Source organism: Butyrivibrio sp. AE3009, from assembly GCF_000420845.1.
Classification (GTDB): Bacteria; Bacillota; Clostridia; order Lachnospirales; family Lachnospiraceae; genus Butyrivibrio.
On sequence record NZ_ATVS01000025.1, the window covers coordinates 1 to 13,700 of the forward strand.

The 13,700-nt window shown below is 41.6% G+C and carries 15 protein-coding genes; all 15 read right to left on the reverse strand.

The window, feature by feature from the left end; all coding sequences use genetic code 11:
• Nucleotides 1-310: 310 nt before the first annotated feature.
• Nucleotides 311-1,060, reverse strand: a complete 750-nt coding sequence (locus G588_RS22795; RefSeq protein ID WP_022779100.1) for an alpha/beta fold hydrolase — start codon at nt 1,058-1,060, stop codon at nt 311-313.
• A gap of 12 nt (nt 1,061-1,072) precedes the next feature.
• Nucleotides 1,073-1,402, reverse strand: a complete 330-nt coding sequence (locus tag G588_RS20195) for a hypothetical protein (protein WP_022779101.1) — start codon at nt 1,400-1,402, stop codon at nt 1,073-1,075.
• Entirely contained in the window at nt 1,399-2,118 is a 720-nt protein-coding gene (locus G588_RS0112635) for a DUF6796 family protein (protein WP_022779102.1), read from the reverse strand. Before G588_RS0112635 ends, G588_RS20195 begins: the two co-directional genes overlap by 4 nt.
• Before the next feature lie 19 nt (nt 2,119-2,137).
• On the reverse strand, nt 2,138-2,917 hold the full coding sequence (locus G588_RS0112640) for a class I SAM-dependent methyltransferase (protein ID WP_022779103.1): 780 nt from the start codon (nt 2,915-2,917) through the stop codon (nt 2,138-2,140).
• A gap of 105 nt (nt 2,918-3,022) precedes the next feature.
• Nucleotides 3,023-3,709, reverse strand: coding sequence for a DUF6796 family protein (locus G588_RS0112645; protein WP_022779104.1), 687 nt, complete (start codon nt 3,707-3,709; stop codon nt 3,023-3,025).
• Between the two features lie 369 nt (nt 3,710-4,078).
• On the reverse strand, nt 4,079-4,585 hold the full coding sequence (locus G588_RS0112660; RefSeq protein ID WP_022779107.1) for a hypothetical protein: 507 nt from the start codon (nt 4,583-4,585) through the stop codon (nt 4,079-4,081).
• A 26-nt stretch (nt 4,586-4,611) separates the two neighbouring features.
• The gene (locus G588_RS0112665; RefSeq protein ID WP_022779108.1) at nt 4,612-6,348 is read right to left on the reverse strand and encodes an ABC transporter ATP-binding protein; all 1,737 of its coding nucleotides are present in this window, start codon (nt 6,346-6,348) and stop codon (nt 4,612-4,614) included.
• Entirely contained in the window at nt 6,348-8,099 is a 1,752-nt protein-coding gene (locus tag G588_RS0112670) for an ABC transporter ATP-binding protein (protein ID WP_022779109.1), read from the reverse strand. Before G588_RS0112670 ends, G588_RS0112665 begins: the two co-directional genes overlap by 1 nt.
• A gap of 105 nt (nt 8,100-8,204) precedes the next feature.
• Nucleotides 8,205-8,819 (reverse strand): TetR/AcrR family transcriptional regulator, encoded by a 615-nt coding sequence (locus G588_RS0112675; RefSeq protein WP_022779110.1) that lies wholly within the window; start codon nt 8,817-8,819, stop codon nt 8,205-8,207.
• A 272-nt stretch (nt 8,820-9,091) separates the two neighbouring features.
• Nucleotides 9,092-9,649, reverse strand: a complete 558-nt coding sequence (locus tag G588_RS0112680) for a chromate transporter (protein WP_022779111.1) — start codon at nt 9,647-9,649, stop codon at nt 9,092-9,094.
• Nucleotides 9,646-10,275, reverse strand: coding sequence for a chromate transporter (locus tag G588_RS0112685; protein WP_242830368.1), 630 nt, complete (start codon nt 10,273-10,275; stop codon nt 9,646-9,648). The genes G588_RS0112680 and G588_RS0112685 overlap by 4 nt, the downstream gene beginning before the upstream one ends.
• Nucleotides 10,205-10,942 carry a NifB/NifX family molybdenum-iron cluster-binding protein gene (locus G588_RS0112690; RefSeq protein ID WP_022779113.1) on the reverse strand — a complete coding sequence of 246 codons (738 nt, stop codon included), beginning with the start codon at nt 10,940-10,942 and terminating at the stop codon, nt 10,205-10,207. Before G588_RS0112690 ends, G588_RS0112685 begins: the two co-directional genes overlap by 71 nt.
• A 134-nt stretch (nt 10,943-11,076) precedes the next feature.
• On the reverse strand, nt 11,077-12,000 hold the full coding sequence (locus tag G588_RS20200; RefSeq protein WP_196804984.1) for a GNAT family N-acetyltransferase: 924 nt from the start codon (nt 11,998-12,000) through the stop codon (nt 11,077-11,079).
• Nucleotides 12,001-12,086: 86 nt separating this feature from the next.
• A complete protein-coding gene (locus tag G588_RS0112700; RefSeq protein WP_022779115.1) occupies nt 12,087-13,178 on the reverse strand; it encodes a radical SAM protein in 1,092 nt (363 codons plus the stop codon).
• A 29-nt stretch (nt 13,179-13,207) separates the two neighbouring features.
• The gene (locus G588_RS0112705) at nt 13,208-13,618 is read right to left on the reverse strand and encodes a flavodoxin family protein (RefSeq protein WP_022779116.1); all 411 of its coding nucleotides are present in this window, start codon (nt 13,616-13,618) and stop codon (nt 13,208-13,210) included.
• Between the last annotated feature and the right edge of the window lie 82 nt (nt 13,619-13,700).

The window sequence follows — 13,700 nt, forward strand, 5'->3', positions numbered from 1 at the left end:
CCTCCAGTTTAGACACTCCTACAGTAATCCAATCTATTTCCAAGTGTACATGCCTCTTTTCTCAGGCACTCCTACAATAAACCATTGCTGTAACAAGTGTCTTTCTGTAAATGAGTTGTTCCAGCAAACACTCATACTATCACAAATCCGCTCCACGAGTGATAAACTCATTATATCAAGCAGGAGCTTCCCTTTCTTCAAAAGAGCTCTCACACATGCAAGATGAAGGGCTGATCGAGTATAGGAAAAATCATTTCAAACTTCTTATGTCAGATTAGATATTATGTGTATTGCCACACTTTCCCCTTTTTCATTTTCCTCTATTTATGAAATCTTCAATCTCTTCCACATACTCTCTTGTATGTGCTGCCATGTATCCACAATGCGGGTATCCTTTTCTAATAACCACCTTCACATCCGGCATGTACTTGGCAAAAGATTTTATAGAAAGCTTCAGGTCAAAATCCTTCTCGCCATATTCAAGATGGAGTTTTGCCTGCTGCTCTTTTGACAATGGCTTCATATCGTAGGTACAACAAGCATGGCATATTGCATCGATATCACTCAGAGTTATCCTTTCAAAATTCTTGGTCATCATCTTTGCGAAGTCATAGCCATACCAATCCACTAGGGATTTTGATGCTTCCACATGAGTCTTATCCAGCTGTTTCTTTCTCTTTCTGAACAGATTACACACAAGCACTTCTGCCATCTTAGAACTCTTATTGAGTGCAACACCGTCAAACCAGGCACGTTCTAAATTAAAATCGGAATCCCAGAATAGCCGCCATGCAACTGCTACGCCAAGTGAAGCTCCGTATACAAGCTTGATATCCTTATAGTCTTTATCAGTCAGAAACGCTTTAAGCTGCCTGTACTCTTCATCGGCGCTGATATATGCCCCGGCTTTACCATGACCTCCCTGATCGGGAGCGATGATAAAGTAATCTCCCTTAAGATACGGACTCATCAGATCATGCAGATTTGCTCCGGATATCATCATCGGTGCCAGCAATATGAGCTTTGGATTATCCGGATTTCCATATTCGTTGATATACATATCATTTCCCCTTCAAAACAAAAACACCACAATACCATCATAGATATTCATTACTTCAAGAAATAGCAGAGCCTGTAAATATGCCGTTTTGAAATCAGAGACTCTGTTCCATAATCCGATAATGAGTATAAGCGCTGTCAGCATTACTATGTAAAACTCTGTCATGAAGACCTTGCGCTTTTTCTGCATAGTTTCTTTTGTTATAAGACCTATATCTATAGCCCTTTCCTGTACTGCTTTCGGATAGAAATACAATCCATCAATAGCGCCCCCTCTTACCGCGTACATTACCATCGCAGTAAAAAGCAGGCAGAATAAAACCATCTGTATCAGAATAATCATCTGTCACCAACCTTAACTTTCTTCGCCATAACCAAAAGTCCAACGAACATCCACAAATTCCCTATACTGATCCAAGCAGCAGTAATAGCATTGCGAACTTCTGATTCAGGAAGGAACTTAAACAGCATGACTGCGGCCATTCCTACCGCAGGACAGAATATCCAGCACCATTTAGGATATGGAGTCAGCCCTTTTGTGAATGCTGCAATATGTGCCACATGTTGGATGATCCAGAATAGAAAGAACACTATCATTCCCGGCAAAAGAAAGTATTTACCAAATTTCACTGCTGCATCCACTGCAATCTCCGGGGCAACATCGTTCATATACTTGTAAAAGAAGCATGTGGATAAACAAGGAACGTGCACTCCACACCCCGCATAGGCCAACACACCAAGTATTCCTGTCCTGTACAAATGAGCGTATTTCTGTGATTTAGGAACAATCAGTCTATATACACCAAAGTAACAAAGTGCCTCAAGTGGAATACCTATGAATCCCAGAAATGCTGACCAAAACATTCTGGTATCCGATAATTGCAAATATGCTGATAAGAACCATTCCATACCTGTTTTAGAAGAATCATGCATCCCATAGCCTATAAGCACATCTCCCACAAGCACCATGCATGCGGCAAATATGCCTATCCGCATAAGCTTCTCTATCCTGTTCCAGTCTAACTTGTCATCAATTCCGATGTCATTAAACTTATCCATACATTCCGCCCTTAATGCTTTACCATTTAAATACAGCAAGCCTGTTGTTGATATTCTTGCCCACAATGGCAAAGAGTTTTCCGCGTATTGAGTACTTCTTCATTTCTTCGTTATAATTCGTCTCAGACACAAGGCTCATCCTTGGTTCAAGATCCAGATATTCACGGCCTGACTTTGTTCCCCAGCCGAAAGAAGCATTAGTATGTTTCACAGCATCGTGATGGCTACCATTCTTTTCAAGGAACGGAGAATGAAGCTCCGCAAGAAGATATCCATGTTCGAAGCTGTCACAAAGCATGTTGATGCATGTCTTTACCTGGTCTTTGGAAAAGTATTCAAGGACTCCTTCCATAACCACGATGGTCATGTCTCGCTTAGGAAGTTTCCTTGTCCATTCTCCGTCAAGCGCACTCCCATCGAGCATTGTGCACCTGTCCCTGTCAGAGTACACTTTACGTCTCTTCTCTATCTGATCCGGAAGATCCACATCAAACCACGTGATCTTGCCATTGTCTACCTGCAAGAACTTATCATCAAAGCCACATCCAAGATTAATGCAGAGAGCATCAGGGTACTTGCTGATAAGTCGTTTTAACTCATTCCTATACAGTATTGTTCTGGCTACAACTCCCTCATGTGATAAAAAGGGATCGTATTTACTAACATCAACTCCAAGAGCATCAATTATCTCTTTTGCCTTAAGGTCGATAATCCTGGCATTAGACCTTGCTGTCTCACTTGCCTTTATTGCAAGCGGGATAAGCGCTGTTTCCTGTACATCACCAAAAGTAAGTTCCATTGTCCACTCCTCCTTTATATATGTTAGCCTATGCTAACTTAAAATTATAATATTCTCTTCACCTTCTGTCTATAGGGCATGTCCTTTAGTTTCTGCCGTTACTTCTTATATCCATTCCCTCTCATCCTTGTCTACCAGGCTTAACGCACAGACCAGATACATGAGCAGCCATCCAAAAGACTCGAAACCGGAATCTAGACCTTCAGAAATGTAATTCATGAGCTGCCCTAATATTGAGGTAATCACCGGGCAACAAATAAATGCAGCCTTTTTCACAGGAATCATTTTCTTAAATACCATTCCGATCCAGGCAATTGTAACGAAAACATCGCATACTACAAATCCGATGCCCATGGGAACTGCAATACTTTTCAATACTCTGAACACCATATCAGCAGAAGTTTTCACATCGCCTGTAGCAGCCATTCCTGCATTAAACACAACAGGGAGCATGCATATACCTATGTGGATGAAAGCAAAATAAAGTATTCCGCTCCAGTTTGCAATCTTGAAAAGGCCAAACAGCTTAGAATAATTAAGGTGATATTTCTTTTCCATAACCCTAAGAAGTTCAACAGCAGCCACAGCAAACAGGGTTGCGCAAGCAAATCCGAGAATGGACGATACTGCATATCTCCAGTCAGGAGCTACGCTCCATTCAACTCCCATATAGGCATCCGGTGAACTGGACGTACTAAATGTACCGTAGCCAAGGAGATAATCTCCTATAATCGCCAATATCATCGAATATACCCCGAACATGATCTTCTGTCTTGATGTAAGATTCTTCATTTTCTCCCCCTTACAACGACTTTGTGAGCCTGTAGTCACAACAGTCATCACCTTCAGCCACTGATTTAGTCCGTTTATAATCAACTCCCCTGAAGCCGTTCATATATCTTTTGCCTTAGCTTTTCCGTATTTTTCAGCCAATTCCGAATAAAAACGCTTAAATATAGAAGATTTTTTAAGAGTATTGCTCATACAGACTGCTCTCCGTTGCTTCTTCATCCCCAATCTGTTACTTACTATACTTCATGATACTACTTATTGTTAGTCATTGCTAACTTTTCTCAAAAATTTATCATCATAGTCATAGTACGCAAACACCTCCGCAAACTCTCTCATTTCCGCTTCTGTCAATTTTACCTCTTTTCTTATTCACCCCATCAAACTTATGAACAGTCCTACAAGAGCTGCAGGAATCAGTGCAAACACCAGCCCCGGGAATATAGCCCCTTTTAAATGGAACCACTTCTGATGGTAAGCCTTGTCCATGTGCTCTGTTCCTTCCAGCCTGAACATTTTCATATTTGCAAATAGCACCCAGTCCAGAAAGAGTGTGTCATAGGCTCCAATCCATACCATGAGTCCAAAAGCGATCGCGAATCCCTGCCAAAATGTAACTGCCCCGGCAAGCTTCGCGCATATGGTAAGAATAACTGTAAACATGATTATTCCACAGGACTTCGCCAGTACTACCTTTTTTGATTTATATGAAACATCCACTCTTTCATGTGTTTTGAAGTATTCTTCTTGAATATCAGGCGGGTAATTATGGATACATGCCGGACTGTACATTTTTTCCCCATGAAAAGACACAAAAAGAATTGTTGTAAATAATACTGCAAATACTATCGCTTCAATTACCAATACATACCAAACCATGTTACCTGCTTCCCTCCCTCATAATTTCATGCAATTTTCCAGGATACCGCTTCTTGTCTTTCACTAACAAAATTCTTATATATTCCAGGCTTGTTCAACAGTTCTTCATGGGTGCCCTTCTGAACTATCTTACCGTCTGCAACAACCAATATCTGGTCCGCATGTCTTACGGTCTTAAGTCTGTGTGCGATCATGATAATTGTCTTGTTCCTGGTAAGCTCTTCAATTGCTTTGGTAAGCTCTGCCTCATTCTCGGGATCAACATTAGCAGTTGCTTCATCGAGGATAATGATAGGCGCATCCTTCATGATGGCTCTGGCGATAGAAATTCTCTGCTTCTCGCCACCTGAAAGAGATGCGCCTCCCTCACCGATAATGGTATCGTATCCTTCCGGAAGACTCATAATGAAGTCATGACAGCGGGCTTTTTTTGCAGCTGCAATTACTTTCTCCATTGGAGCATCAGGCTCACCGAATCTTATATTGTTGGCAATGGTATCTTCAAAAAGGTAAACTCGCTGGAAAACGAAACTGAAATTCTTCATAAGGCAGTCAAAGCTGTAATCCTTAACATTTCTGCCTCCAAGAAGAACTTCGCCTGAACCGACATCCCAGAATCTTGCCATAAGATTGGTAAGAGTAGTCTTCCCGCCGCCTGACGGCCCCACTATTGCGGTAGTAGTATTCGCCGGAATCTTTACTGATACTCCATCAATTATCTTCTTATCTTCATAGGCAAAAGAGATATCTCTAAGTTCAATATCCATTGAATCAGATACAATGTCCGCCCCGTCAATATCCATTGGCGGAATATCAAGAACTTCATTTGCCTTGTCGACAATGATATTTACATTTCTCATAAGTGCAGAGAAGCCTCCCATCATATCAAGACTCTCATAGATCATAAATGATGAAATCGTCATGATTATAGTATATAGAAGCGGCATGGAGCCTGTAAGGTAGAAATATACTGAAACGATGCACATGAGTACTCCGGTAAGCTTGGTCGCAAGTCCCTGAAGGAACATGTATGGTATAACCGTAAATTCCATTTTAGTATCCGCTGCCTGTTTTTCTTTTATAGCATCTTCAAGTTTTCTGGCAGTCTTCTCAGTCAGATTGTAATTCTTTACTTCAGCGATACCCTGTATGTACTCAATTACTGCGCTAACAAGTGTTTCACCTGCCTTAGCTACTCTTGGCGCAGCCGGGCGTGTTGCGCGCTGCATCATAGTATTGAAAAACGAGAAAACAAGTATGCCTGCTAAAAGAATAAGCGCAATACGTATATCAAATACTGCAAGGAACGCGAATATCACAGCAGTTGTTACCAGACCCTGAGTCGTGATCATTACCACCAGTGTAGCCACATCCGCCAGTTGTTCCATAGTATTGGTAGTAATATTGGTTATTCTTCCAAGACTGTTTGCGTTAAAAAAGCCCATTGGAAGATACCTAAGATGCTCTGCAATCTCAATCCTTTTTCCCGAGCAAGTATTATATCCTGCCTCAGTCTGAAGCATAGTTGTCTTTAGTCCTACAATCACCTGCCCCGCAATAGAGACGCACATTAAGCCAAATGCAGTCCAAATGGTGGTATAGCTCATATTCTCTTCCAAGATACCCTGAATGATTGTTGCTATGGCCGGAATCTTGATCATGGCAAACATTGCCTTTAGCACTCCTAAAAGCATAGCGGACAGGAGCTTTTTTCTATTTACTTTATTAGCAAAATCGAAATACATTTTTAAAGTACGAAACATTATGCCACCTCCGAATCTTTGGAAGATATGTGGGCTTCCCACATTTCCCTATATAGTGGTGATTCTTTTAGAAGCTCCTCCTGAGTTCCCTTAGCCACTACATTTCCGTCATCTATCACAAAAATCTGATCTGCGGAGGCTATGGTAGAAAGTCTGTGAGCAATAACGATAAGTGTTCTTCCTGCGATAAGCTTTGCAACACTTCTCTGAACAAGAGCCTCATTCTCCGGATCAGTATAAGCTGTAGCTTCATCAAGTATGACAACAGGTGCATTCTTAAGCATCGCCCTTGCAATGCTGATTCTCTGTCTTTCTCCCCCTGAAAGATGTCCGCCTGCGCCACCGGTTTTTGTATCATATCCCTTTTCAAGATTCATAATGAAATCATGGCAACCACATGCTTTCGCTGCGTTTATCACTTCTTCATCGGTAGCATCTGGATTTCCCATTCTAATATTTTCCATGACAGTTTCATCAAACAGATAGTTGTCCTGTGAAACGTATGCAATATTCTTGTTATAATCTGCCAGCGGAATATCCCTTATATCCACTCCACCATACGTGATCACCCCTCTGTCCGGATCCCAGAAAGATGCGATGAGTTTTGCAATGGTGGATTTACCCGATCCCGAAGGTCCTACAAGTGCATTGACAGTTCCTTCTTTTATTGTCAGGTTAACGCCATGGAGCACCTCGTTCTCGTTGTATCCAAAGTGTACATCGTTAAACTCTATAGTATTATCCAGCGGCTTTTTATTCATTGTCTCCGGACGGATCAATTCTCTTTTCCCAAGAATTGACGTAGCTTCAGCAATAATGGATCCCGTTTTCTTTAGATTATCCATGTGTCCTGCAACTACCATGAACGGTGATACCAGTCCCAGCGTAAGAATGATAAGAAGCATGGCATCCGTACCGTCAATTTTTCCCTGCATGTAAAAGAGTCCTGCAAAAGGCAAGAGCGTTAAAAGCTGCGCAGGTAAAAGAGTGAGAGCAAGATTCTGCCATAAATTGCACCTTCTCATCCATTCGATGAAACAGTCTGCACCTTCTTTCGCAGCAACTATAAACTTCTCGTATGAGGTCTTAGTCTTGCCAAACGCCTTTATTACCTCAATGCCATTAATATACTCTACAGCTGTGTCATTAAGGGCTTTGGTCTTAACAATGGTATTGTTAAAGCTCTCCTCGGAGCCCACCATCATCAGACTGTAAAAAATCAGTCCCAGCGGAACACTGATGAGCGAAAGCAAAGTAAGCTTCCAGTTGATAGTGAACATGATCACAAGAATGCCGATAGGTACCACCGCATTAGAAATCATCTCAGGGATGATATGCGCAAGCGTTGTTTCTATAGAGTCTACTCGCTCAACAATTATGTTCTTGTAGGAGCCGGATGAATCCTCCAAAACATCTCCCAACGGCATAAGACTTAGTTTTTTGGTAAGTCTTCTTCTGATTTCCGCAAGAACTCCAAATGTTGCCCTGTGGGACAGGGTTGTGGATATGCTGTGAAAAGCCTTATTTACCAGCCAGCAGCATGAAATGATAACGCATTGTGTCAGGAAAAAACTCATATCCCTCTCACCATCAATAAGTGCTCTTACAATCTTTGCCACGTAAAAATAAGGCACAAAGCCTGCCAGGACGCTTATTGTGGCAAATATAATACTCAGGATGTATGAGCTTTTATTCATGCCTGCAAATTCAAGCACCCAGCTGAGTGTGGATCTCTTTTTAGTACTGTCCATATTCTCTTCTTTCCCTCCCTTTCTTTCGACATGTACTTCGCCCTCTGTTAGCGTTAGCTAACACATATCCTTTATAAATCCCCGCAATATGCGGGGATCTGATACCTATAATTCAAAAAATTCCTTCCATGCCGGTCCATAGAAATTCTGTACTGTTCCGGCAAAGTGAACCGCTTCTTCTCTGGAGAATCCATGTGTCACTGTTTGAAAAAGTGCTTCGATGCACGCGGTCACCAGAAGATGGAATTCTTTTTGATTAATATCTTTCACATGAATTCCGTTTTTCCTGATCTCATCCATGTACCGTAGCGTCACTTTTTCCTCAAGATTTGCTATATCATGCTTGAAGTTCTCATAAATTGAGCCCTTGGACTTGCAAATAATAAGCTCAAACTCATCATAGTGGTCGTAGATAAACTCCATAGCCCTTACCAGCTCGCCCTTTGAATCGCTTACATCTGCTATTTTGTTCTTTGAAAGATCATCAAAGTATTCATCTTCAATTTGATGATACAGATTCATGAGTCCATCCAAAGCCGGCTTGACCAGAGAAGTAAACATCTCTGCCTTCCCGGGGAAATGCTTATAAAGGCCGGATGCGCTCATACCACAGGCAGTTGCAATGCGGCGCATAGATGCGTCTTCAAAACCATACTTTTTAAACTCGTCAAAAGCGGCCTCTACAATTTTCTCATGATTCGCAGTCTTATCTCTTGGCATGTTCTCTCCCGTTTAGATGCAACAAAGAATAAGCGAACAGTGTACGCTAATGTATTTTTAGAGTACACTGTTCGCTTTCCTTCGTCAATCGTTCTAAATGAATATTTTTCTCAGTTTTCTTTTGTACACGATAAAGCAAGTTTTGTCATGAAGCCTGCAATTTAACCATATGCGAGTAGACTCCATTCATGCCTAAGAGAGTATTATGATCACCCTGCTGAAAGGATGTATTATTTACGCCTTCATCAAGGAACTTCAATATTAGATGGAATTTAATACACGACTATCCCCATTACTGCAGCAATGCAAATCAGCAAGATCGGTGATATCCCTGATTTAACTATTTTTCTGGAGCCAAAGTAAACAGCAGCCAAAACAGAGCATACTACGACAGCTTTTATATCCGGGTCAAGTATTGTTCCCTTAATGACAGTGTTCTGTAAGATCATACTAATGCTCATGGCAAGTATTACCCCCATGATACATGGCTTTAGTCCTCTGAGCACCGCTTTTACATAAGGATTATTTAGCAGTCCCCTCATCAGTATCATTATAAGTACGATAATCACAAACGCAGGAAGGACAACTGAAAATGTTGCAATCAAAGCCCCGGGAATCCCTGCTGTCATGCTGCCTACATATGTAGCCATGTTGACCATGATCGGTCCGGGTGTGCTTTCACTTACAGCGATCATATAGGCAAGTTTCTCATCATCAAGCCATCCATAATGCAGAACCACATCCCTTATGAGTGGTATTGCTGCATAAGCTCCGCCAAAAGAAAACAGTCCGACTTTCAAAAATCCAAGGAAGAGATCAAAATATATCATATGCTTCGTCCCTCCCCGTAAATTTTATTCCTGACGCAAAATGTTACAAGACTGCAGAGGCCTGCTGCAATCATTAAAGATATTGATGATATCTTTATTGAAAAGAGATTAACTGCCATCATAATAAGAAAAACAGTTATTAACACAAACAGCTGAAATGGTTTCTTTGGCATCTTTATTATCATCTTAAGTGCCGCATCCAATATCAGTATGCCTACAGCAATCTTTATTCCTTTAAATGCGCTGGCTATCCATGCTATTTCAAGAAAACTGTCAAGGAACAGCGAAATCAGATAGATGATAATAAAGGACGGAAGGATCACTCCTGCTGTAGCAGCGACTGCTCCCACCATTCCACGCTTTTTGTATCCCACATAAGTAGCACAGTTTATCGCAATCGGACCAGGTGTTGATTCAGCAATGACTGTGATATCCATCATCTCATCATGGCTGATCCATTTTTTCTTTTCCACACAGATATCCTGTATCAGCGAAATCATGGCATATCCGCCGCCAAATGTAAATAAACCTATCTTTGCGAATGTCAGAAACAGCTCAATGACCACAATGACCTCCGCAATGATGATCCTCATCATGGTGATTACCACATGTATGTCCTTCTCCATGATGATTGCACTTAACGTCCGGATTATAATCCAGCGCCCCATCAAGAAATGCCTTTACTGCCTCATCTGCACTACCTGATACGCCACCATATAGCTTTATTCCGGCTTTGCCAAGCGCTGCCTGGGCTCCACCGCCAATTCCTCCACAGATAAGTATGTCAACCTTACCGCCCATAAGGAATCCTGCAAGAGCACCATGCCCCTGACCGTTTGTATCTACTATTTCTTCGTTTACAATCTTTCCATCTTCCACGTCATAAACCTTGAACTTCTCTGTATGACCAAAATGCTGAAAGATCTCACCATTATCATATGTTACTGCAATTCTCATATCGTTTTCTCCTTTTACTCTAAGGTTCTTAAAATTCTCACTCTGCATAATATTAAATCTGACATTGCCACCCGAGATAGTAAGGCTCCGTCCTTCTACCAGCATCTCAGCGATCTTTTTACGCGCGCTCTCATACATAGCTGTTACAGTTGTCCTGGCAACTCCCATTTCTCTGGCGCACTGTTCCTGAGTCATTCCCTCCTTGTCCAACAAACGGATTGTTTCAAACTCATCAAAATTTAGCTTTATGGCTTCTCCTTCGATGGTCTCTGACGGACAAAAGCCAAACTGCCCGGGAAGACCCGCTATTTTTCTGCATTTTGTAAACTTAGGCATACCCCATCCTTTCTGACATATGTCAAAATGAATATTATCAGCGATATTGACATATGTCAACAAGTGCTCGAGTGACGAAAAAAAGCCCAAACTACGATTTCAGTCCAGGCCGCTTTCACAAAATATATTTAGATTTAATCTTCAAGCAAGTTTTTGAACACCTGTGTTATTCTTGATTCGCCTTTATGGTTCCAGATAAACTTCACATCACTTCCAACAGAAGGCTCTTCAGTTAATTCATCCGAAAGCGTCGCAGGGATCAAGAGTTCCCAGTATCGAACCATGTATTTATCCCCATCTATAGCTTCTACTACGCCAAGATGCTGCTCAAATATCTGCATGAAACCTTCCTGAACTTTGACCTTGCGATATACAGGGAATTCCTTATTAATCTCCTCAAGCCTCTTTTCATCTTCGAGTTTTTCAAAGTCTGCGCTCTCTATGAGCTTGCCTTTTATCTGTGAAAAGTCCTCACTGAGAGGAAGGCACATAAGGGCATCAAATGTATTTCCCTGTGCATCCGTGATACCGCATTCTGCGCCGCGCTTAAACCCAAATCTCGGATAGTAGTTTGGCTCTCCCATTAGTGCAATGGCTTTTATTCCCTCTTCCTTTGCAAGCTTTATGGTCTCTCGCATAAGAGCACCACCAATGTCATTTCCTTCCATAGTCGGTTCAACAGCCAATGGACCGAAAGTAGCTATTTCATGTCTGGCATCTCCATCGACGATCCATGCCTTTGTATAATAAACAGCCCCGACTATTTTGCCGTCGACCTCTGCTATACGGCTGATCTCGGGAATGTAATCCTCTGATTCCCTGATAATGCGAATAAGAAAATGTTCGGTGCATCCGGGCCAATACTTATTCCAAAAACTACGCATAGCCATTAGTTCTACATTTTTATAATCTGCAGGCGTCTCCGCCCTTATTATCAAATTCTCAAGCATGGTTGTTCTTATTTCCTCTCTTGTAATCGCAATTTCTTCAGTTTCTCTGATACTTAATAGATATTTCCACAAACATAGTTCAAGTATAACAAAAAAAGAGACTTTCACGAATTATTATCGTCAAAAGTCTCTTTATTCTTTGATGCAATTCACATTATTTGGTCCATATCACATCTAAAGCAAAAAAATTCTGGCTATATTCCAAGAATCGCCTCTACTTCATGCCTTTTTTCATAGAGAACACATCCGCCATCGTGATCATCCATAAGTACGCCTTCTTTCTGCAATGCTTTGAATAATCTTGAGTTCATGGCTTCCCTGAGGGATGTGTCCTTAACATTTATGTCTGAATATGGAGAAAACGGGCAGGGCTCAGCTCCGCCCTGGGAATTGATGTGAAAGAACCCTCTTCCGGCTGCAATACATCCACCTGAGCTCTTCTCATCACCGGGGAAAGATACAAATACCATCTCCTGATGTTCCTGCCTGAGCCTCATTATCTCTTTTCTAAGATATTCCCTTTCCTCATCTCCGGGAGCCAGGTGCTTTGAGTCGTCTGTCACAGGCACAAACTCGACAAATATCACTGCTTTACAGCCCTTATCTGAGAGCTTACCTATGAAATCCTCAGAGGATACATCTTTAAGGTTATCGGTAGTAACTGTCACCGATGCGCCATAAATGAGGCCGCGGCGGTTAAGCTCATCCATATTTGAGATAAGTTTGTCATAAACACCCTCACCACGACGGCGGTCAGTCGCTTCCTTTTCACCCTCGATGCTCATGATAGGGATAAGATTCCTGTTATTATCAAACATGTCAAAATACTTATCAGTCATGTAAGTACCGTTGGTAAAAATAGGAAACAGAATATTCTGTTTATTGCCCGCAGCTTCTATTACACCTTTTCTAAGAAGCGGCTCTCCGCCTGCCAGAAGTATAAAGCTTACTCCAAGGTCATCTGCCTCATTGAAGATCTTAAGCCATTCATCATCAGTAAGCTGTCTGACCGGCTCAGAATCATTTGTAGCATTGTTGCATCTTGAATAGCAGCCTGCGCAGTGAAGATTACAGCTGCTGGTTATACTTGCAATGAGAAATGGAGGGATATGCTCACCCTCTGCTTCCAGCCGTGCTCTTTTCTTTGATGCCGCTTTAGTTGCCAGTGCAAACTTAGCCATATATGCGCTCTCTTTTGGGTCCTTGAGAGTAGCTTTTATCGCGTCTGAAACTACCCTTTCGACTCCATGTGTCATATATTCCTGAATGTTAAAATCTTTGCTCATAATTCCAATACCTTTTCTAAAAACTGTAATTACTCAACAAACTTTTTAGCAAATGCAGCAGCATCCTTCATATCATCGGCATTGGGCCTGCCTTTATGGATGCCTTTAAACTCACCCTTGCAGTGGAATTCCCTCTCATCCATAGGAATACCGACCTTGTCAGCTTCCGCCTTAACCTTCTTGTATGTGGAATTAAGCATTGCTGCAGATCCGAAATTAACGATTTTTCCTACGTTGTTACTGTCCAATGAACCAATAAAATCACGTACCTCCGGATCTATATTGAAAGCATAATAAGAATTTCCAAGAAAGAGTATGTCTACCGGTTCGTTCACACCTTCACTGATTGGCATTGCCTCGACACCTAATTCCTTGGCAACTGCTTCGGCCAATCTCTTGGTATTTCCTGTCTTTGTGTAATATCTGACTGCATATTTCATGATAGTACCTCCAAATTTCCATGATTTGTATTGTGCGCTATTTCATTGTCTAAAATCTTTTACTGTATAATAACCCTTCATA

Excerpts from the sequence above, each read along its gene's own strand:
- G588_RS22795 (WP_022779100.1), bottom strand. The coding sequence starts at position 1,060 with ATGTATATCAACGAATATGGAAATCCGGATAATCCAAAGCTCATATTG.
- G588_RS20195 (WP_022779101.1), bottom strand. The coding sequence starts at position 1,402 with ATGATTATTCTGATACAGATGGTTTTATTCTGCCTGCTTTTTACTGCG.
- G588_RS0112635 (WP_022779102.1), bottom strand. The coding sequence starts at position 2,118 with ATGGATAAGTTTAATGACATCGGAATTGATGACAAGTTAGACTGGAAC.
- G588_RS0112640 (WP_022779103.1), bottom strand. The coding sequence starts at position 2,917 with ATGGAACTTACTTTTGGTGATGTACAGGAAACAGCGCTTATCCCGCTT.
- G588_RS0112645 (WP_022779104.1), bottom strand. The coding sequence starts at position 3,709 with ATGAAGAATCTTACATCAAGACAGAAGATCATGTTCGGGGTATATTCG.
- G588_RS0112660 (WP_022779107.1), bottom strand. The coding sequence starts at position 4,585 with ATGGTTTGGTATGTATTGGTAATTGAAGCGATAGTATTTGCAGTATTA.
- G588_RS0112665 (WP_022779108.1), bottom strand. The coding sequence starts at position 6,348 with ATGTTTCGTACTTTAAAAATGTATTTCGATTTTGCTAATAAAGTAAAT.
- G588_RS0112670 (WP_022779109.1), bottom strand. The coding sequence starts at position 8,099 with ATGGACAGTACTAAAAAGAGATCCACACTCAGCTGGGTGCTTGAATTT.
- G588_RS0112675 (WP_022779110.1), bottom strand. The coding sequence starts at position 8,819 with ATGCCAAGAGATAAGACTGCGAATCATGAGAAAATTGTAGAGGCCGCT.
- G588_RS0112680 (WP_022779111.1), bottom strand. The coding sequence starts at position 9,649 with ATGATATATTTTGATCTCTTCCTTGGATTTTTGAAAGTCGGACTGTTT.
- G588_RS0112685 (WP_242830368.1), bottom strand. The coding sequence starts at position 10,275 with ATGGAGAAGGACATACATGTGGTAATCACCATGATGAGGATCATCATT.
- G588_RS0112690 (WP_022779113.1), bottom strand. The coding sequence starts at position 10,942 with ATGCCTAAGTTTACAAAATGCAGAAAAATAGCGGGTCTTCCCGGGCAG.
- G588_RS0112700 (WP_022779115.1), bottom strand. The coding sequence starts at position 13,178 with ATGAGCAAAGATTTTAACATTCAGGAATATATGACACATGGAGTCGAA.
- G588_RS0112705 (WP_022779116.1), bottom strand. The coding sequence starts at position 13,618 with ATGAAATATGCAGTCAGATATTACACAAAGACAGGAAATACCAAGAGA.